Below are 18,087 nucleotides of genomic sequence, written 5' to 3'. Positions count from 1 at the left end.
CAAAACCTGGGGGGCACGCCTTGGTACCTGTTTGTCGCCGTGATTGATACCGGTCAGCCCTTGGCCGGTCGCTTGAGCTACAATGCGCACCACCGTGATTTCTGCCCTACAGGTGCGCCATGCAGCCGTACGCTATTGCCCCCTCCATTCTCTCTGCCGATTTCGCTCGCCTGGGCGAGGAAGTCGACAATGTGCTGGAGGCCGGAGCCGACATCGTTCACTTCGATGTCATGGATAACCACTACGTCCCCAACCTGACCATCGGCCCCATGGTCTGCAGTGCGCTGCGCAAGTATGGCGTCACCGCGCCGATCGACGTGCACCTGATGGTCAGCCCGGTAGATCGGATCATTGGCGATTTCATTGAAGCCGGTGCGACGTACATCACTTTCCACCCAGAAGCTTCCCAGCACATCGACCGCTCGCTGCAACTGATCCGTGATGGTGGCTGCAAGGCGGGCCTGGTGTTCAACCCGGCAACATCGCTCGATGCCTTGAAGTACGTCATGGACAAGGTCGACATGGTCCTGTTGATGAGCGTCAACCCAGGCTTTGGTGGGCAGAAGTTCATTCCCGGCACCCTCGACAAGCTGCGTGAGGCTCGCGCGCTGATCCAGGCCAGTGGTCGCGATATCCGTCTGGAAATCGATGGCGGCGTCAACGTCAACAACATCCGCGAGATCGCTGCTGCTGGCGCTGACACCTTTGTTGCGGGCTCTGCGATCTTCAATGCGCCGGACTACCGCGAAGTCATCGCCAAAATGCATGCTGAACTGGCTTTGGCACGGCCATGAGTGGTTTCGAGCAGCTGTTCCCGGGCAGCCTGCCCAGGCTGGTAATGTTCGATCTGGATGGCACGCTGATCGACTCGGTACCGGACCTGGCGGTCGCTGTGGACCAGATGCTGCTCGAAATGGGCCGTCGTCCGGTTGGCCTTGAGGCTGTACGCCAATGGGTCGGTAACGGCGCTGCGGTACTGGTACGCCGCGCCTTGGCCGGTGGCCTGGATCACTCCGCCGTCGATGAAGACGAGGCGGAGAAGGGCCTGGAGATTTTCATGCAGGCCTATGCTGAAAGCCATGCGCTGTCGGCGGTTTACCCTGGCGTGAAGGATACGCTGCGTTGGTTGCGCAAGCAGGGCGTGGAAATGGCCCTGATCACCAACAAGCCTGAACGCTTTGTTGGCCCGTTACTGGACCAGATGAAAATCGGCCGTTATTTTCGCTGGATCATCGGCGGCGATACCTTGCCGCAGCAGAAGCCAGACCCGGCAGCGCTGATGTTCGTTATGAAAATGGCGAATGTGCTGCCAGAAAACGCGCTGTTTGTCGGTGATTCGCGCAGCGATGTGCTGGCGGCGAAGGCTGCTGGCGTCAAGTGTGTTGCACTCAGCTATGGCTATAACCATGGTCGTCCGATAGCCGAGGAGTCACCCACATTGGTGATTGATGACCTTCGTGCACTCTTGCCTGGTTGCTTAGAAGCAGACACTGAGCTAATGTCGGACGTTCAATCCCCCCCTGATAGAGATTCCATCGTGGTGGTCACCTGCAAACTCTGGATGAAAGTCATCAAGGCACTGGCCCGTTGGCGTTGGCGCGCCTGACTTCTATCTAGCCGGCTTGACCCGGCACGTTTGCTTGCCCGACCCATAGCTCCTTGCCACGAGGCTATCATGACCCGCGAAGAATTCCTGCGCCTGGCCGCAGCCGGCTACAACCGCATTCCGCTTGCCTGCGAAACCCTGGCCGACTTCGACACGCCGCTGTCCATTTACCTGAAACTGGCCGACCAGCCCAACTCCTACCTGCTCGAATCCGTGCAGGGCGGGGAAAAATGGGGGCGTTATTCCATCATTGGCTTGCCGTGCCGCACGGTGTTGCGTGTGCATGACTATCAGGTTCGCATCAGCCATGACGGTGTAGAAGTCGAGCGGCATGATGTCGACGATCCGTTGGCATTCGTCGAGGCCTTCAAAGATCGCTACAAGGTGCCAACGATCGCTGGTCTGCCGCGTTTCGACGGCGGTCTGGTGGGGTACTTTGGCTATGACTGCGTGCGCTATGTGGAAAAGCGCCTGGGCAAATGCCCGAATCCAGACCCGTTGGGTGTGCCGGATATTTTGCTGATGGTTTCCGATGCCGTCGTGGTGTTCGACAACCTGGCCAGCAAGATCCATGCGATCGTGCTGGTCGACCCGGCGCAGGAAAACGCCTACGAAGAAGGTCAGGCGCGCCTCGAGCAATTACTCGAGCAACTGCGTCAGCCGATCACGCCGCGCCGTGGCCTGGATTTCAAGGGGTTGCAGGCTGCCGAGCCCGCATTCCGCTCCAGTTTCACGCAGGACGACTACGAGCGTGCTGTCGATACCATCAAGGAGTACATCCTGGCGGGCGACTGCATGCAGGTTGTGCCTTCGCAGCGTATGTCCATTGATTTCAGTGCCGCGCCTATCGACCTGTACCGTGCGCTGCGCTGCTTCAACCCGACGCCGTACATGTACTTCTTCAACTTTGGCGACTTCCACGTCGTTGGCAGTTCGCCGGAAGTGCTGGTGCGCGTCGAGGACAACCTGGTCACCGTACGTCCAATCGCCGGTACCCGCCCACGCGGCGCAACCGAAGAGGCCGACCGTGCCCTGGAAGAAGACCTGCTGTCCGATGACAAGGAGATCGCCGAGCACCTGATGCTGATTGATCTGGGGCGTAACGACACCGGTCGGGTATCCGAAACCGGCTCGGTCAAGGTCACCGAGAAAATGGTGATCGAGCGCTACTCCAATGTGATGCATATTGTCTCTAACGTTACTGGTCAACTGAAGGAAGGTCTTTCGGCCATGGATGCGCTACGCGCGATTCTTCCGGCGGGTACCTTGTCGGGTGCGCCGAAGATCCGTGCGATGGAGATCATCGACGAGCTGGAGCCGGTAAAGCGCGGCGTGTATGGCGGTGCGGTCGGTTACCTCGCCTGGAACGGCAACATGGATACCGCCATCGCGATCCGCACGGCGGTGATCAAGGACGGCGAGTTGCATGTACAGGCCGGTGGCGGCATCGTCGCCGACTCGGTGCCCGCGCTGGAGTGGGAAGAAACCATCAACAAGCGCCGCGCGATGTTCCGGGCCGTAGCCTTGGCCGAGCAGACGCCACGCCAGTGAAGATGGCGCCTTTTCGGCGCAAGACAGGTATTCAGAGTCAGCAGACTCAAGAGGTTGACCAGATGTTACTGATGATCGACAACTACGACTCCTTCACCTACAACGTCGTGCAGTACCTTGGCGAGTTGGGTGCAGAGGTCAAGGTCATTCGCAATGACGAACTGACCATCGCCCAGATCGAGGCGCTCAAGCCCGAACGTATCGTTGTTTCCCCCGGCCCTTGCACCCCAACTGAAGCGGGTGTGTCGCTGGAGGCAATCAAATATTTTGCCGGGAAATTGCCTATTCTCGGTGTCTGCCTGGGCCACCAGTCCATCGGCCAGGCCTTTGGCGGTGACGTGGTGCGTGCCCGCCAGGTGATGCATGGCAAAACCAGCCCTGTGTTCCACCGCGACCTCGGCGTATTTGCGGGCTTGAACAATCCGCTCACCGTAACCCGCTACCACTCGCTGGTGGTCAAGCGCGAAACCTTGCCGGAGTGTCTTGAGGTCACCGCCTGGACTGCGCTGGCAGATGGTTCTGTCGATGAAATCATGGGCCTGCGGCACAAGACGCTGAACATCGAAGGGGTGCAGTTCCACCCTGAGTCGATCCTCACTGAACAGGGCCACGAGCTGTTCGCCAACTTCCTCAAGCAGAGCGGCGGCCACCGCTAAGGATCGAACATGGATATCAAGAGCGCGCTGGCCCGTATCGTCAGTCAGTTGGACCTCTCCACCGATGAAATGCGCGACGTCATGCGTCAGATCATGACCGGCCAATGCACCGAAGCGCAGATCGGCGCTTTCATGATGGGGCTGCGCATGAAGAGCGAGAGCATTGACGAAATCGTCGGTGCCGTCTCGGCGATGCGTGAGCTGGCGGATAAAGTTGAACTCAACACCCTTACCGGTGTTGTCGATGTCGTCGGCACCGGCGGCGACGGCGCGAACATCTTTAATGTCTCTACTGCCTCGTCATTTGTGGTGGCAGCGGCGGGTTGCACGGTTGCCAAACATGGTAACCGTGCCGTTTCGGGCAAGAGTGGCAGTGCCGACCTGCTTGAGGCCGCCGGTATCTACCTGAACCTGACCCCGGTTCAAGTGGCTCGTTGCATTGACAGCGTTGGTATCGGCTTCATGTTTGCCCAGTCGCACCATGGGGCAATGAAGCACGCTGCCGGCCCTCGCCGTGATCTGGGGTTGCGCACCCTGTTCAACATGATTGGCCCGCTGACGAATCCTGCCGGCGTGAAGCACCAGGTGGTCGGTGTGTTTACTCAAGCGCTGTGCCGGCCGTTGGCCGAAGTGCTGCAACGCTTGGGCAGCAAACATGTACTGGTGGTGCATTCAAAGGATGGCCTGGACGAGTTCAGCCTGGCCGCGCCGACCTTTGTGGCGGAATTGAAGAACGACCAGATTACCGAGTATTGGGTCGAGCCTGAAGACCTTGGCATGAAAAGCCAGAGTCTGCATGGGCTGTCGGTTGAAAGCCCGGCGGCTTCGCTGGAGCTGATTCGCGATGCCTTGGGCCGACGCAAGACTGAAAACGGTCAGAAGGCTGCAGAAATGATCGTGCTTAATGCGGGCGCAGCACTGTATGCCGCAGATCACGCCTCTTCGCTCAAAGAGGGCGTCGCGTTGGCACATGATGCGCTGCACACCGGTCTTGCTCGTGAAAAACTCGAGGAGCTGGGTGCGTTTACCGCTGTATTCAAGCAGGAGAATGAAGGATGAGTGTGCCGACGGTTCTGGAAAAAATCCTCGCGCGCAAGGTCGAAGAAGTCGCCGAGCGCAGCGCCCGGGTGAGCCTGGCCGAACTTGAGCGTCTGGCGGCCAGCGCCGATGCGCCTCGTGGTTTTGCCAAGGCGCTGATCGGGCAGGCGGCACGCAAACAGCCAGCGGTTATTGCTGAAATCAAGAAAGCTTCGCCGAGCAAGGGTGTCATTCGCGAGCACTTCGTTCCGGCCGACATCGCGGTCAGTTACCAGAAGGGTGGGGCAACCTGCCTGTCGGTACTGACCGACGTCGACTACTTTCAGGGCGCTGATGTGTATTTGCAGCAGGCCCGAGCGGCTTGTGCCTTGCCCGTTATCCGCAAGGATTTCATGATCGATCCTTACCAGATCGTCGAAGCGCGAGCCCTGGGTGCTGACTGCGTACTGCTGATCGTTTCCGCGTTGGACGACGTGAAGATGGCTGAGCTGGCGGCCACCGCCAAAGGTGTCGGCCTCGATGTATTGGTCGAAGTGCATGATGGTGATGAACTCGATCGGGCATTGAACGTCCTTGATACCCCGCTGGTTGGTGTCAACAACCGTAACCTGCACACTTTTGAGGTGAGCCTGGAAACGACGCTCGACCTGTTGCCACGCATTCCGCGTGATCGTCTGGCAATTACTGAAAGCGGCATTCTGACCCGTGCCGACGTCGAGTTGATGGAAATCAATGAGGTGTATTCCTTCCTGGTCGGCGAAGCGTTCATGCGCGCGGACAATCCAGGTTATGAACTGCAGCGTCTGTTCTTCCCTGAGCTTGTGCCACAGAACCTGGTTCCAGGTCTGGACTGATCAACCCCTGAAGCCGGCGATGCCGGCTTTTTTGTATCGACAAGGTTAATGCGATGAACGATCAACCTGTTGCCGTGACCGTTGAAGCTGGCCTGCGTGCTGAGCAGGACTTGCTGGCCGCTGTGTGTCGAGGTGAGCAAGACCATGGTGTGTTGTTCTGGCGCCCGACTGACCGGGCTTTGGTCATGCCTCGGCGCATGAGTCGCCTGGAGGGCTTCGAGGCGGCCTGTGCGGAACTGGCGATTGCCGGCTGGCCGGTATTGTTGCGAGAGACTGGCGGCGAGCCTGTACCGCAATCACCAGCGGTCATCAATATTGCCCTGGTGTATGTTGCGCCGCGCAGTGAGGGTGATCATGGGCGGATCGAAAGCGCCTATGAGCGACTTTGCCAACCCTTGTGCGAGGCCCTGCGTGAGTGGGGCGGGGTTGCTTCGGTCGGAGAGATCGAGGGGGCGTTCTGCGATGGTCGTTACAACGTCAACCTTAATGGTCGCAAACTGGTCGGTACGGCTCAGCGCTGGCGTCAGGGGCTCAATGGCAAGCGGCCTGTCGTGCTGGTGCATGGTGCTCTGCTGTTGGACAACGAGCGCGAAACGATGGTCGCCGCAGTGAACCGGTTCAATGAGTGTTGCGAGCTGGAGCAGCGTTGTCTGGCCGATAGCCACATTGCCCTGCACGAAGTGGTACCCGAGGCCCCACTGTTTACACAGTTGGCGCAGGCCTATGGCGCGGTGCTTGCGGGTATCGCGAAAGACTAGCGGGTACCGTAGACCACCATGGTCTTGCCCTTGACCTGAACCAGGCTGCGTTCTTCAAGAGCCTTGAGCACGCGGCCGACCATCTCCCGTGAGCATCCGACGATTCGGCCGATTTCCTGTCGGGTTATCTTGATCTGCATACCGTCCGGGTGGGTCATTGCGTCGGGTTGCTTGCATAGCTCCAGCAGGCAGCGGGCTACGCGTCCGGTGACGTCGAAAAAGGCCAGGTCGCCTACCTTGCGAGTCGTGTTACGCAGGCGTTGTGCCATCTGGCTACCGAGCGCGTAGAGAATGTCCGGGTCCTGGCGGGCCAGCTCGCGAAATTTCTCATAGGTGATTTCGGCCACTTCACATTCGCTTTTGGCGCGTACCCAGGCACTGCGTTGCTGCTCTTTGCCCTCGGGTTCAAAGAGCCCAAGTTCACCAAAGAAGTCGCCACTGTTGAGGTAGGCGATGATCATCTCATGGCCTTCATCATCCTCGATCAGGATGGTCACCGAACCCTTGACGATGTACCACAGGGTATGAGCCTCGTCGCCCGCGCAAATGATGTTGCTCTTGGCAGTGAAATGCCGACGCTGACAATGAGCAAGCAACTTGTCGATGTTCTTGATCTTGGCTGGGAGGTTCAAGGCAACCATGGCTGAATTCCGGAAAGAAGCGATGCGTGGACACTTTTGTAAGTAGCCTGGCTTTTGCGCCAGTGATTTGGCGTCAGCTTATCAGACGCGTGTTCCTGTATCGGCACATTTCCTTGAACGCTTAGCTTTTCCGACGTGCCCGCAGGGTCTAAGCTGGCAGCCTTTTTCATGTTTAATGGAGTCCAGGTATGAAGGCGCGTATCCAGTGGGCTGGCGAAGCCATGTTTCTCGGCGAGTCAGGCAGTGGCCATGTGGTGGTCATGGATGGTCCGCCGGAGAGTGGCGGGCGTAATCTGGGCGTTCGGCCGATGGAGATGCTGCTGCTGGGTCTGGGCGGTTGCAGCAACTTCGATGTGGTCAGCATCTTGAAGAAGTCGCGGCAGGCGGTAGAAAGCTGTGAAGCGTTCCTGGAGGCTGAGCGTGCGAGTGAAGACCCCAAGGTATTCACCAAGATACATCTGCGCTTTGTGGTCAAGGGCCGTGGTTTGAAAGAGGCTCAGGTCAAACGTGCGGTTGAGCTGTCTGCCGAGAAGTATTGCTCGGCTTCGATCATGCTGGGGCGTGCGGGTGTCGAGATTACTCACGCCTATGAAATCGTCGAGCTGGGTTGAGTCGACATTCAACTATCATAAAAGCGGCGCACACTCTGGCAGACCGGGCTTCAGGTCTGCATAATGCGCCCCTTTTTCAGGGCTTTGGCCCTGTCTCGGACCTGCTCCGACCAGACAACCAAAATCGCCATCGCGAAGAGGTGTTAACCGTCCTACGCAGGTGCGTCGTTCGCATCTGACGGGCATGCTTGATCACGCGGCCGGGCCGCACACATATAGAGAGTTTTCAACGGTGAAAAGCAAACTCAAGCTCCACGGGTTCAACAACCTGACAAAGACCTTGAGCTTCAACATCTATGATATCTGCTATGCAGAGTCCCCTCAGGACCTGCAGGCCTACGTCGAGTACATCAACCAAGAGTACGACGCCGAACGCCTGACGCAGATTCTCACCGATGTGGTTGATATCATTGGTGCCAATATCCTGAACATTGCCCGTCAGGATTACGAGCCACAAGGCGCCAGCGTGACCATTCTGATCTCTGAACAACCGGTCACCCCGACCGACAGCCAGATCGAAGAGTCGCCGGGCCCATTGCCAGATACCATTCTGGCCCACCTCGACAAGAGCCATATCACTGTTCACACCTACCCGGAAATTCATCCGGTGGATGGCATCGCTACCTTCCGTGTGGATATCGATGTGTCGACCTGCGGGGTTATTTCACCGCTCAAGGCGCTCAATTACCTGATTCACCAGTTCGATTCGGACATCGTGACTGTGGATTACCGTGTGCGCGGTTTCACCCGTGACATCGAAGGCAAGAAGCACTTCATCGATCACGAGATCAACTCGATCCAGAACTACCTCTCTGAAGATACCAAGTCCGCCTACCAGATGACGGACGTCAATGTGTATCAGGAGAACCTGTTCCACACCAAGATGCTGCTCAAGGACTTCGAACTGGACAACTACCTGTTCGGCGACGCGACCAACAACTTGTCTGCAGAACAGCGCGCGCAGGTGACTGAGCGTGTAAAACACGAAATGCTTGAAATCTTTTACGCTCGCAACATGCCAGCGTAAATTTCCAGGCAAAAAAAGGGGCCCTTGCGAGGGCCCCTTTTTTATTTTCGTCAGTCGCTCCGGTTGTTGCGCTGCATTTAGCGGCGCAATCCGGGCAGAAAATCCACGATGGCAGTTGGCAGCAGGGTACGTAGGGCTGTACTCAAGCGCTCGCGGTGTTTCTGGTAGAACACGCCAAGGCCAATAATCGCGATCCCGATCAGGCTCAGTACCAGCGGGAACAGCAGTGAGTCAGCGAACACATCATAGGACAGGTACCCCAGATAAGCCGCCACACCCAGTGCCCCGAACACCATGAACACGGGGCGGCGCAGCAAAAGAGCAACGGCCATCAAGCCAAGGTTGATCAGGCAGTACATGGCCTTGCCCCATTCGCTGCCGCTGTCCATCAAGGTCAACCCGCCCCAGAAGGCTGCGAGCCCGGCCAGATAGCCCCAGAAGGCATAGTCCTGGCGGCTGCGCCCATCAATCCAGACGCATACCAGCAGCAAACCGAGGCCGAACCACAGCGAGACTTCTCGACGCTGATCCCAACTGAATCCGTCACCGTAGACCCACTCGGTCAGGTCCATTGACATGAACCAGAGGGCGATCGCCATTGGCATCACGATAAACGGGAAGGGCACCAGGCGCAGCATCAGCAGGCCGGCAACCACTGCCGCAACTTCCATCAACAACCACCCACCTTGTACATAGCGGTAGTAGTTCTGGTAGTCACCTTGGCTGTCGTCCATGGGCCAGAAACCGCTAAGGCGTTCGAGTGCGAACACTGCCAACGGCACAATGCTCACCGCCACGGCAGCGAGCAGCCCACCAGGGATTACCTGCCCACTGCGGTGCATGGCCTTGCCGGCCAGGGTGAGCAGGGCGATGTAGCTCAGTGCGATCAGCAGCAGGGCGCTGTCACCGATACTCATCCAGGCTTCGGTCAATAGCCAGCCCATGGCGCCCATGATCAGTAGTGCGCCAAAGTAATAGGCGACATGCGCCAGTTGGAAGCTGGCACGCTCTTGCGGTTGCTGCTTGAGGAAATCCAGCAGGGCCTGATCCTGGCCGGGCTGGAGAATCCCCGCTGCTACGGCACGGGCAAGATCTTGAGCATCGAAGCGATCAGCCATGATGGTCACATGCGGTAAGTGCTTTTAGTCATGACCTTTGCCATAAGGCTCATCCCGAACTTGATCGGCGCAGGGAAGCGGAAGCCCCCAGCGTCCAGTGCCGACTCGGCGTGGTGTGCTTCATCAATGCGCATCTGCTCGAGGATAGCCCGTGATTTCTCATCTTCGGCTGGAATTTGCTCCAGGTGCTCATCCAGGTGCTTGCACACTTGATGCTCGGTAGCTGCGACGAACCCCAGGCTGACCTTGTCGCTGATCAGCCCGGCCACTGCGCCGATGCCGAATGACATGCCATAGAACAACGGGTTTAGCACACTTGGGTGGCTGCCAAGTTGGCGAATGCGCTGTTCGCACCAGGCCAGGTGATCGATTTCTTCTTCGGCTGCATGTTCCATTGCCTTGCGTACCTGCGGCAGCTTTGCCGTCAGTGCCTGGCCTTGATACAGCGCTTGAGCACAGACTTCGCCGGTATGGTTGATGCGCATCAGGCCCGCTACATGGCGCGTTTGTTCGTCGTCCATGTCACTGTCGGGCTGGATGATCGCCGGAGACGGGCGGGAAGGTTGGCCGCTGAAGGGCAGCAAGGTGCGCATGGCAGTGTCGGCCTGCAGCAACAAGCGGTCGAGCGGCGAGTAGTGACGTTCGGTAGCCATCGGGCACCTCCGCAAGAATGTGCCCGATAGTTTACCCCAATCCAGATAACACGGCTTGCGTTGGATCAGCCCGGCGGCCAGTGCATCTGGCGTTGACCGAGCACGTGCATATGGATGTGGTAGACGGTCTGACCGCCCAGCTCATTGCAGTTCATGACCACACGAAAACCGTCTTCGCAGCCCAGCTCTTTGGCCAGGCGCTGAGCGGTGAAGAGGATATGGCCAGCCAGGCCTTTGTCTTCTTCGGTCAGGTCATTGAGGGTGCGGATAGGCTTTTTCGGGATAACCAGAAAATGTACGGGTGCCTGTGGTGCGATATCGTGGAAGGCCAGAACCTGGTCGTCCTCGTAGATGATCTTGGCCGGGATCTCCCGGTTGATGATCTTGGTGAAGAGAGTCTCCACAACGCTTGCTCCATGGTGGTGGTCTGGCCTGAGTGTACTCAGCGCGCGGCCTGCCGCCCAGCCTCTATTCGATTCTGCTTGGGCGATAGCGTTGGTTGATGGCACCGGCCAGCTTGCGTGTGAGCCAGCGCGAGAGCATTCGTGGGCTGAACGCAAGCCAGCGATTGCGCCGACCAGGAATGATCAAGGCACGGTTTTTTTCCAGCGCTCGAACGGTATGCAGCGCCACTTCCTCGGCGCTCAGGCAGCGCTTGCTGTTGTCCAGGCGTGGAATACGGCGTCTGGATGAGCGCACCGGGCCAGGGCAGAGGACTGAAACCTTGATGCCGGTGCGCTTGAGTTCTTCGCGTAGCCCTTCGGAGAAGTGCAGAACATACGCCTTGCTTGCGGCATAGCTGCTCATCCAGGGGCCAGGCGCAAACGCGGCGAGGGAGGCAACGTTGAGGATCTGCCCTCCGCCCTGAACTGCCATGGCGTTACCCAGCGCGTGGCAAAGGCGGGTAAGGGCGAGAATGTTCACTTCGATCAGGTCCTGCTCGTCTGCCCATTCCTGAGCGAGGAACGGGCCATAGGAGCGGATGCCTGCACAGTTCACCAGCAGATCGATTTGCCGTTCGCCTTCCTCGAGCTCAAGTAGAAAGCCAGACAGACGCAGCGGCTCGCCGAGATCGCAGGCGCGGAAAAGAACTTCTACACCGAAACGTTGAGTCAGTTCGATGGCGACAGGTTCAAGCAGGTCGCGTTGTCGTGCCACCAGAATCAGGTTGCGCCCCCGCCTGGCCAGTGCTTCGGCCAGTGCCAGGCCGAGGCCGCTGGAGGCACCGGTGATCATGGCGTAACGGGTCATGCAGTTCTCCAATCAGGGGGGCGTTGTTCAAGGCGCGTAGTTTACAGGTTGGGGTCGGCGCAGCCACTACCGCTACGTACAGGCGTTGCGCCTGCAGTGCGGGTAGTGGCCGACGAGGTTCGGCTTAGAACGGTTTGACCACCACCAGGATGACGATACCCAGCAGAATCAGCACGGGCACCTCATTGAACCAGCGGTAGTAGACGTGGCTGCGAGTGTTTTCTCCACGTGCAAAACGTTTCAGCTGGGCGCCGCACATATGGTGGTAGCCGGTCAGCAGCACGATAAGTGTCAGCTTGGCGTGCATCCAGCCCTGGCTCATGAAGCCGGGGTTCAAGCTAAGCAGCCAGATGCCAAAGATGAAAGTGGCGATCATCGCCGGCCCCATGATGCCCCGGTACAGCTTGCGCTCCATGGTCACGAAACGTTCCTGGCTGATGCTGTCCTGGCTCTGGGCGTGGTAGACGAAGAGCCGGGGCAAATAGAACAGCCCGGCAAACCAGCACACCACGCTGACGATGTGTAGGGCCTTGATCCATAGATAAAGCATGTTTTGCAGTTCCTTCAGGGTTTACGGTGGTCGGATAGTAGTGGCTGTGGGTGGCCCCCGTCATCTCAACGGTTGTTACCAAAGCGACAGCCCCATATTATCGCTGGCTTTACACTCTACAGTCGGTTCGTTCAGAAGGGGCACGCGTTATGGTCAAGGTCGGTATCGTCGGCGGCACGGGTTACACCGGTGTCGAGCTGCTGCGTCTGTTGGCACAGCATCCACAGGCAGAGGTGGCGGTGATCACATCGCGATCAGAAGCAGGGCTGGCCGTCGCCGACATGTACCCGAACCTGCGCGGCCACTACGATGGCCTTGCCTTCAGCGTGCCCGACAGCAAGGCATTGGCAGCATGCGACGTGGTCTTCTTTGCCACGCCACATGGTGTAGCCCATGCGCTGGCTGGGGAGCTCCTGGCAGCCGGTACCAAGGTGATCGACCTCTCTGCGGACTTCCGTTTGCAGGATGCTGACGAGTGGGCCAAGTGGTATGGTCAGCCACACGGTGCACCTGAACTGCTCAAGGATGCGGTCTATGGTTTGCCCGAGGTCAACCGTGAGCAGATTCGCCAGGCGCGCCTGATTGCCGTCCCTGGTTGCTATCCAACCGCTACCCAATTGGGATTCCTGCCACTGCTTGAGGCAGGCATTGCTGATACCTCGCGCCTGATCGCCGACTGCAAGTCCGGTGTCAGTGGTGCTGGCCGTGGCGCCAGCGTAGGGTCGCTGTTCTGCGAAGCCGGTGAAAGCATGAAGGCATACGCGGTCAAAGGGCACCGTCACCTTCCAGAAATTAGCCAAGGCTTGCGCCGTGCTGCCGGTGGTGATGTCGGTCTGACCTTTGTGCCGCATCTGACGCCAATGATCAGGGGTATCCACTCGACCCTGTACGCCACCGTTGCCGATACCTCGGTGGACCTGCAGGCGCTGTTCGAAAAACGTTATGCAGATGAGCCGTTTGTCGATGTCATGCCAGCCGGCAGCCACCCGGAAACCCGTAGCGTGCGAGGTGCCAACGTTTGCCGTATTGCGGTTCATCGGCCACAAGGTGGTGACCTGGTCGTAGTGCTCTCGGTCATCGATAACCTGGTCAAGGGCGCGTCGGGTCAGGCGGTACAGAACCTGAACATCCTTTTTGGCCTGGACGAGCGCATGGGTCTGTCTCATGCGGGGCTGTTGCCTTAATCACCTTTAAAGCGCGGGAAACCACACGTGGGAGGCGCTTGCAGTGTCGTTTCACGTGTGGCGTGGGTCTGCTTCAATTCTTGACCAATTTTCTCGGAGAAGCGGATAATGCCTGTCATCACGCATTATGGCGGCACAGCGCCGGGAGATAGTCAGCATGAGCGTCGAATCCTTCACCCCTACGGCTTTGCAATTCACGCAGGGCGCCGCGCACAAGGTGAAGACCCTGGTCGATGAAGAGGGTAATGACCGTCTGAAGTTGCGAGTGTTCGTAACCGGCGGCGGTTGCTCCGGCTTTCAGTATGGTTTCACCTTTGATGAAGACGTTGCCGAAGACGATACTGTCGTGGAGCGCGAAGGCGTTGCCTTGGTTGTCGATCCGATGAGCTTCCAGTACCTGGCAGGTGCCGAAGTGGATTACCAGGAAGGTTTGGAAGGCTCGCGTTTCGTGATCAAGAACCCTAACGCTACCACCACCTGTGGTTGCGGTTCTTCGTTCTCGATCTAAGGCCGGGTGTTTACTGCTGACGCCGCGCACTTGCGCGGCGTTTTGCTGTGCGCTTCATGCAGGGTAGATAGCGCCAAGTACCCGAGGGCCGCGGGCGCCGGTGACGCTGGGGCGATTGCCCGCAATGCCTTCCAGGCAGCAATGAGCCAACCAGGCGAATGCCATCGCCTCTACCCAGTCCGGATCGACGCCGCAAGCGTCAGTGCTGCTGACCCGCGCACCGGGAAGCAGTTTGGCCAAGCGCTGTATCAGCACGTCGTTGTGCGCGCCGCCCCCGCATACCAACAGTACCTGTGTCCCCGGTTGGGCTGCCTGCAGTGAGTTGATGATGCTTTGTGCGGTCAACTCCAGCAGTGTGGCCTGTACGTCGGCATCGTCGTGGACGGGTTGTGAGCTGAGGTGGTGCTTGAGCCATGGAAGGTTAAACACTTCCCTGCCTGTGCTCTTGGGGCCGGTTCCCGCGAAGAACGGGTCACTGAGCAAGGCAGACAGCAAGCTCGGAATGACCGTCCCACTCGCAGCCCAAGCGCCCCCTGCATCGAAGCTAAGCCCCTTGCGGTCTTGAATCCAGGCGTCCAGCAGTACGTTGCCCGGACCACAGTCAAAGCCTCTGACTGGCATGCCGTGCTCGATCAGGCTGAGGTTGCTGAAACCACCGACATTGAGTACTGCCAGGCGTTCGCCTGGGTGCTCGAACAGCGATTCATGGAAGGCGGGTACCAGAGGGGCGCCCTGGCCGCCTGCGGCGACGTCGCGGCGTCGGAAGTCACTGACGACGCTGATGCCCGTGAGCTCGGCTAGCAGGGCTGGGTTGCCGATCTGCACAGTGAAGCCGCGCGCCGGTTCATGTCGAATGGTCTGGCCGTGGCTGCCAATGGCGCGAATGGCACTGGGTTGCAGGTGCTGAGTACTCAGCAATTGTTGGATTCCGGTCGCTGCCAGCGCCACCCACTCATTTTCGGCAAGTGCTGCCCGGGCGACTTCATCCGGCCCGCTGGCGCACAACGCCAGTAGCGACTGGCGAAGCGTGTCCGGCATGGGGATGTAATGCGTGGCGAGCAGCGTTGGCTTGAGCTGTTGCGCTTGCTCGATCAATGCGATGTCCAGGCCGTCAAGGCTGGTCCCGGACATCACCCCCAGATAGAGAGGCATCGCTTAACGCTTGCTCGAGGCCAGCATGGTGGCCTTTTCCTGGTCCATGCGTGCGATCAGCGGTTGGCTCTGCTGCATGAAGCGTTGGCGTTCAGCCTTGGCGATAGGGTCTGCCATGGGTAGCTTCTGGCCCAGAGGGTCGACGTGGACGCCATTGACCTGGAATTCATAGTGCAGGTGTGGGCCGGTGGAGAGGCCAGTAGTGCCGATATAACCAATCACCTGGCCCTGCTTGACCGAGCCTCCGGTCTTCACGCCTTTTGCGAAGCCCTGCATATGCCCGTAGAGCGTCTGATAGCGGTTACCGTGCTGAATGATGACGGTGTTGCCATAGCCGCCGCGACGCCCGGCCAGAAGCACCTTGCCATCGCCAGCGGCTTTGATTGGCGTCCCACGTGGCGCTGCATAGTCGACGCCTTTGTGCGCGCGAATCTTGTTCAGGATCGGGTGTTTACGCCCAGCAGAGAAGCGCGAGCTGATACGTGCGAAATCAACCGGTGTACGGATGAACGCCTTGCGCATGCTGTTGCCGTCGGCGGTGTAGTAACTGGTGTTGCCCTGCTTGTTGGTATAGCGAACGGCGCTATAGCTCTTGCCGCGGTTGCTGAAGCGGGCGGAAAGGATATTGCCGGTGCCTACGACCTTGCCGTTGACTACCTTCTGTTCATAAATCACATCGAACTCGTCACCCTGGCGAATGTCCTGAGCGAAGTCGATGTCGTAGCCGAAGATACCGGCCATATCCATGGTCAGGCTGTGAGACAGGCCGGCACGTTGTGCTGACGCAGAAAGCGAGCTCTTGATGACGCCGTGCACATAGGCAGTGCGTACAGTCGGTTTGCTGATCTCGCGATTGAACGCATAGCCGTTGCTGGTCTTGGTCAGGCGGATGGTTTCCAGGTCGCTGACCTTGCTGTGCAAACTGGACAGTTGACCGCCCGTGTCCAGTTCGATTTCCAGAACCTGGCCATGCTTGAGCTGGCTGAACTGCTTGGCCTGCTTGTTACTGGCCAGTACCTCATGCACCGCATTGGCTGGCAGGCCGACTTTGCTGAAAAGTGTCGACAGCGTATCGCCGCGGCCTACGGTGACTTCGCGGTGGCTAGGCGATTTAGCTGTTTCTGCTGTTGGTGCAGGCTCCGTCTTGGCAGTTTGCTCGTTTTTTTCGTCAGCGTTGTCTATCTGGGCAAACGGTGAGGGTGCAGCCTCTTCGCTGGCCAGCGGTGGCGTTGCTTGTTGTTGCTCAAGCTGCTCGACTGGGCTTTCCAGCTCAAGGTTCAGGGTTGTTTTCTTGGCCTCGACTTCGCTGGATGGAAATACCAGCAAAGCCAGGCTGAGTAAGGCTGCAATGCCGCTCGCAGCCAACAGATGGCTCTTCGGATAAAGCGGAGGCGCTTTAGGCGGTTCGTTGCTCATGGGTAAATTGACTTTGAAAAAGATGAAATGGAAAAGATGAATGACATGATGAAGATGAAATAACTGTATAAAATATAACCAAATCCCTTCCAAAGCAAGCGGGCAGACGTCATCAGTCGGGTGTTGGGTCACATTCAGGCCAAAAACTTGTAATTGACGGCTGATCTTGTATGGTTGGGGCCTTTTAATCTGAGCCTTACGGGTCTGTCATGAAGTCGGTTGAAGAGCAGCTAGAGCTGATCAAACGTGGTGCGGAAGAGGTACTGGTCGAGTCCGAACTGGTCGAGAAGCTCAAGCGCGGTCAGCCGCTGCGGATCAAGGCGGGCTTCGACCCTACCGCGCCTGATCTGCACCTGGGGCATACCGTCCTTATTAACAAGCTGCGTCAGTTCCAGGATCTGGGGCATCAGGTGATCTTCCTGATTGGGGATTTCACCGGGATGATCGGAGACCCGAGTGGCAAGAGTGCTACTCGCCCGCCGCTGACTCGCGAGCAGGTGCTGGAAAATGCCGAGACGTATAAGCAGCAGGTGTTCAAGATTCTCGACCCAGCCAAGACTGAAGTTGCATTCAACTCGACCTGGATGGATGCGCTGACTCCGGCTGATTTCATTCGCCTGGCGTCCCAATACACGGTTGCGCGCATGCTGGAGCGGGATGACTTCCATAAGCGCTACACCACCAATCAGCCGATCGCGATCCATGAGTTCCTCTACCCGCTGGTGCAGGGGTATGACTCGGTGGCGCTGAAGGCGGATGTTGAGCTGGGTGGTACCGATCAGAAGTTCAATCTGCTGATGGGGCGCGAGCTTCAGCGCGGTTACGGTCAGGAACCTCAGAATATCGTCACCATGCCACTGCTTGAGGGGCTTGATGGCGTCAAGAAGATGTCCAAGTCCCTCGGGAACTATGTTGGTATCCAGGAAGCGCCGGGTGTGATGTACAGCAAGCTTGTCTCGATCCCGGACACCTTGATGTGGCGTTACTTCGAGTTGTTGAGCTTCCGATCCATGGAAGAGATCAATGCATTCCGCGCAGATGTAGAGGCGGGCGCCAATCCGCGAGACATCAAGATCAAGCTGGCTGAGGAAATCGTTGCGCGCTTCCATGGTGAAGAGGCTGCTGCGAACGCGCACCGTGCCGCGGGCAATCGGATGAAGGATGGCGAATTGCCGGAAGACCTGCCTGAGGTCGTAGTGCCTGCTGAGGAAGAGATGCCGATTGCGGCTGTCCTTAATAAAGCTGGGCTGGTCAAGAATGCTGCTGCGGCTCGCGATCTTCTGGCGGCGGGTAGTGTGCGCATCGATGGCGAGGTCGTTGATCGTGGCTTCGTATTCGCGTTGGGCGCCACTCATGTTTGCCAGGCCGGCAAGAAGGCCTTTGCGCGTATTACGTTGAAGGCTGAGTGAGTTTGTAAATAAGGCTTGACGGCGAATTGTAACTGTCTATAATTCGCCCCACTTCCGGCGCAGTCGAAACGGAAAACTCCTTGGTAATCAATGAGTTAGACGTT

20 protein-coding genes are annotated in these 18,087 nt (G+C 58.3%); 12 read left to right on the top strand and 8 right to left on the bottom strand.

Annotated features, from left to right (window positions below; genetic code table 11):
• The first annotated feature begins 119 nt into the window (after positions 1-119).
• The 7 genes from rpe to AB7M23_RS04050 all read left to right on the top strand — a co-directional run bounded on the left by rpe (position 120) and on the right by AB7M23_RS04050 (position 6,463).
• Entirely contained in the window at positions 120-794 is a 675-nt protein-coding gene (rpe, locus tag AB7M23_RS04080) for a ribulose-phosphate 3-epimerase (RefSeq protein WP_065759018.1), read from the top strand.
• Complete coding sequence (locus AB7M23_RS04075) at positions 791-1,606, top strand: phosphoglycolate phosphatase (protein ID WP_330522814.1); 816 nt, start codon at positions 791-793, stop codon at positions 1,604-1,606. The genes rpe and AB7M23_RS04075 overlap by 4 nt, the downstream gene beginning before the upstream one ends.
• Positions 1,607-1,675: 69 nt before the next feature.
• A complete protein-coding gene (gene trpE, locus AB7M23_RS04070) occupies positions 1,676-3,157 on the top strand; it encodes an anthranilate synthase component I (protein WP_330522813.1) in 1,482 nt (493 codons plus the stop codon).
• Positions 3,158-3,219: 62 nt separating this feature from the next.
• The gene (locus AB7M23_RS04065; protein ID WP_065759050.1) at positions 3,220-3,813 is read left to right on the top strand and encodes an aminodeoxychorismate/anthranilate synthase component II; all 594 of its coding nucleotides are present in this window, start codon (positions 3,220-3,222) and stop codon (positions 3,811-3,813) included.
• A 9-nt stretch (positions 3,814-3,822) separates the two neighbouring features.
• A complete protein-coding gene (gene trpD / locus AB7M23_RS04060) occupies positions 3,823-4,872 on the top strand; it encodes an anthranilate phosphoribosyltransferase (protein ID WP_454240248.1) in 1,050 nt (349 codons plus the stop codon).
• Positions 4,869-5,705 (top strand): indole-3-glycerol phosphate synthase TrpC, encoded by an 837-nt coding sequence (trpC, locus tag AB7M23_RS04055; RefSeq protein ID WP_454240247.1) that lies wholly within the window; start codon positions 4,869-4,871, stop codon positions 5,703-5,705. The genes trpD and trpC overlap by 4 nt, the downstream gene beginning before the upstream one ends.
• Positions 5,706-5,758: 53 nt before the next feature.
• Positions 5,759-6,463: a lipoate--protein ligase family protein gene (locus tag AB7M23_RS04050; protein WP_409279013.1), complete on the top strand. Its 705-nt coding sequence runs from the start codon at positions 5,759-5,761 to the stop codon at positions 6,461-6,463.
• Here AB7M23_RS04050 and crp read toward each other — a convergent pair.
• On the bottom strand, positions 6,460-7,104 hold the full coding sequence (gene crp, locus AB7M23_RS04045) for a cAMP-activated global transcriptional regulator CRP (protein WP_454240246.1): 645 nt from the start codon (positions 7,102-7,104) through the stop codon (positions 6,460-6,462). The genes AB7M23_RS04050 and crp overlap by 4 nt on opposite strands.
• Before the next feature lie 188 nt (positions 7,105-7,292).
• Here crp and AB7M23_RS04040 point away from each other — a divergent pair, with 188 nt between their 5' ends.
• Together AB7M23_RS04040 and speD are read left to right on the top strand one after the other, a co-directional pair.
• A complete protein-coding gene (locus AB7M23_RS04040; protein ID WP_065759011.1) occupies positions 7,293-7,715 on the top strand; it encodes an OsmC family protein in 423 nt (140 codons plus the stop codon).
• A gap of 232 nt (positions 7,716-7,947) precedes the next feature.
• Positions 7,948-8,742, top strand: coding sequence for an adenosylmethionine decarboxylase (gene speD / locus AB7M23_RS04035; RefSeq protein ID WP_330522809.1), 795 nt, complete (start codon positions 7,948-7,950; stop codon positions 8,740-8,742).
• Positions 8,743-8,819: 77 nt separating this feature from the next.
• Here the strand turns inward: speD and AB7M23_RS04030 are convergent, their stop codons facing one another.
• The 5 genes from AB7M23_RS04030 to hemJ form a co-directional block, all read right to left on the bottom strand.
• A complete protein-coding gene (locus AB7M23_RS04030; protein WP_454240245.1) occupies positions 8,820-9,860 on the bottom strand; it encodes a DUF2157 domain-containing protein in 1,041 nt (346 codons plus the stop codon).
• Between the two features lie 5 nt (positions 9,861-9,865).
• Positions 9,866-10,513 carry a 2-polyprenyl-3-methyl-6-methoxy-1,4-benzoquinone monooxygenase gene (gene coq7 / locus AB7M23_RS04025; RefSeq protein ID WP_099775979.1) on the bottom strand — a complete coding sequence of 216 codons (648 nt, stop codon included), beginning with the start codon at positions 10,511-10,513 and terminating at the stop codon, positions 9,866-9,868.
• A 65-nt stretch (positions 10,514-10,578) separates the two neighbouring features.
• Entirely contained in the window at positions 10,579-10,917 is a 339-nt protein-coding gene (locus AB7M23_RS04020; RefSeq protein WP_028942126.1) for a histidine triad nucleotide-binding protein, read from the bottom strand.
• Between the two features lie 64 nt (positions 10,918-10,981).
• Positions 10,982-11,764 carry an SDR family NAD(P)-dependent oxidoreductase gene (locus AB7M23_RS04015; RefSeq protein ID WP_454240244.1) on the bottom strand — a complete coding sequence of 261 codons (783 nt, stop codon included), beginning with the start codon at positions 11,762-11,764 and terminating at the stop codon, positions 10,982-10,984.
• A 124-nt stretch (positions 11,765-11,888) separates the two neighbouring features.
• On the bottom strand, positions 11,889-12,314 hold the full coding sequence (gene hemJ, locus AB7M23_RS04010) for a protoporphyrinogen oxidase HemJ (RefSeq protein WP_065759007.1): 426 nt from the start codon (positions 12,312-12,314) through the stop codon (positions 11,889-11,891).
• 149 nt (positions 12,315-12,463) lie between these two features.
• On the opposite strand from hemJ, the gene argC reads away from it, so the two are divergent.
• Positions 12,464-13,498 carry an N-acetyl-gamma-glutamyl-phosphate reductase gene (argC, locus tag AB7M23_RS04005; protein ID WP_065759006.1) on the top strand — a complete coding sequence of 345 codons (1,035 nt, stop codon included), beginning with the start codon at positions 12,464-12,466 and terminating at the stop codon, positions 13,496-13,498.
• A 157-nt stretch (positions 13,499-13,655) separates the two neighbouring features.
• Positions 13,656-14,006 (top strand): iron-sulfur cluster insertion protein ErpA, encoded by a 351-nt coding sequence (erpA, locus tag AB7M23_RS04000; protein ID WP_065759005.1) that lies wholly within the window; start codon positions 13,656-13,658, stop codon positions 14,004-14,006.
• A 54-nt stretch (positions 14,007-14,060) separates the two neighbouring features.
• On the opposite strand, the gene AB7M23_RS03995 is transcribed toward erpA, so the two are convergent.
• Together AB7M23_RS03995 and AB7M23_RS03990 are read right to left on the bottom strand one after the other, a co-directional pair.
• Positions 14,061-15,158, bottom strand: coding sequence for an anhydro-N-acetylmuramic acid kinase (locus AB7M23_RS03995; protein ID WP_330522807.1), 1,098 nt, complete (start codon positions 15,156-15,158; stop codon positions 14,061-14,063).
• A gap of 3 nt (positions 15,159-15,161) precedes the next feature.
• Positions 15,162-16,574, bottom strand: a complete 1,413-nt coding sequence (locus tag AB7M23_RS03990; RefSeq protein ID WP_454240243.1) for a peptidoglycan DD-metalloendopeptidase family protein — start codon at positions 16,572-16,574, stop codon at positions 15,162-15,164.
• 209 nt (positions 16,575-16,783) lie between these two features.
• On the opposite strand from AB7M23_RS03990, the gene tyrS reads away from it, so the two are divergent.
• On the top strand, positions 16,784-17,983 hold the full coding sequence (tyrS, locus tag AB7M23_RS03985; RefSeq protein ID WP_454240242.1) for a tyrosine--tRNA ligase: 1,200 nt from the start codon (positions 16,784-16,786) through the stop codon (positions 17,981-17,983).
• Positions 17,984-18,087: the final 104 nt, after the last annotated feature.

The organism is Pseudomonas sp. HLS-6 TE3448 (genome assembly GCF_053629555.1).
Note: the sequence above shows the minus strand (reverse complement) of the source record. Positions and strands in the feature narration are given on the sequence as shown.

Coding starts and splice junctions, on each gene's coding strand:
- rpe (WP_065759018.1), top strand. CDS start 120: ATGCAGCCGTACGCTATTGCCCCCTCCATTCTCTCTGCCGATTTCGCT.
- AB7M23_RS04075 (WP_330522814.1), top strand. CDS start 791: ATGAGTGGTTTCGAGCAGCTGTTCCCGGGCAGCCTGCCCAGGCTGGTA.
- trpE (WP_330522813.1), top strand. CDS start 1,676: ATGACCCGCGAAGAATTCCTGCGCCTGGCCGCAGCCGGCTACAACCGC.
- AB7M23_RS04065 (WP_065759050.1), top strand. CDS start 3,220: ATGTTACTGATGATCGACAACTACGACTCCTTCACCTACAACGTCGTG.
- trpD (WP_454240248.1), top strand. CDS start 3,823: ATGGATATCAAGAGCGCGCTGGCCCGTATCGTCAGTCAGTTGGACCTC.
- trpC (WP_454240247.1), top strand. CDS start 4,869: ATGAGTGTGCCGACGGTTCTGGAAAAAATCCTCGCGCGCAAGGTCGAA.
- AB7M23_RS04050 (WP_409279013.1), top strand. CDS start 5,759: ATGAACGATCAACCTGTTGCCGTGACCGTTGAAGCTGGCCTGCGTGCT.
- crp (WP_454240246.1), bottom strand. CDS start 7,104: ATGGTTGCCTTGAACCTCCCAGCCAAGATCAAGAACATCGACAAGTTG.
- AB7M23_RS04040 (WP_065759011.1), top strand. CDS start 7,293: ATGAAGGCGCGTATCCAGTGGGCTGGCGAAGCCATGTTTCTCGGCGAG.
- AB7M23_RS04030 (WP_454240245.1), bottom strand. CDS start 9,860: ATGGCTGATCGCTTCGATGCTCAAGATCTTGCCCGTGCCGTAGCAGCG.
- coq7 (WP_099775979.1), bottom strand. CDS start 10,513: ATGGCTACCGAACGTCACTACTCGCCGCTCGACCGCTTGTTGCTGCAG.
- AB7M23_RS04015 (WP_454240244.1), bottom strand. CDS start 11,764: ATGACCCGTTACGCCATGATCACCGGTGCCTCCAGCGGCCTCGGCCTG.
- hemJ (WP_065759007.1), bottom strand. CDS start 12,314: ATGCTTTATCTATGGATCAAGGCCCTACACATCGTCAGCGTGGTGTGC.
- argC (WP_065759006.1), top strand. CDS start 12,464: ATGGTCAAGGTCGGTATCGTCGGCGGCACGGGTTACACCGGTGTCGAG.
- erpA (WP_065759005.1), top strand. CDS start 13,656: ATGAGCGTCGAATCCTTCACCCCTACGGCTTTGCAATTCACGCAGGGC.
- AB7M23_RS03995 (WP_330522807.1), bottom strand. CDS start 15,158: ATGCCTCTCTATCTGGGGGTGATGTCCGGGACCAGCCTTGACGGCCTG.
- AB7M23_RS03990 (WP_454240243.1), bottom strand. CDS start 16,574: ATGAGCAACGAACCGCCTAAAGCGCCTCCGCTTTATCCGAAGAGCCAT.
- tyrS (WP_454240242.1), top strand. CDS start 16,784: ATGAAGTCGGTTGAAGAGCAGCTAGAGCTGATCAAACGTGGTGCGGAA.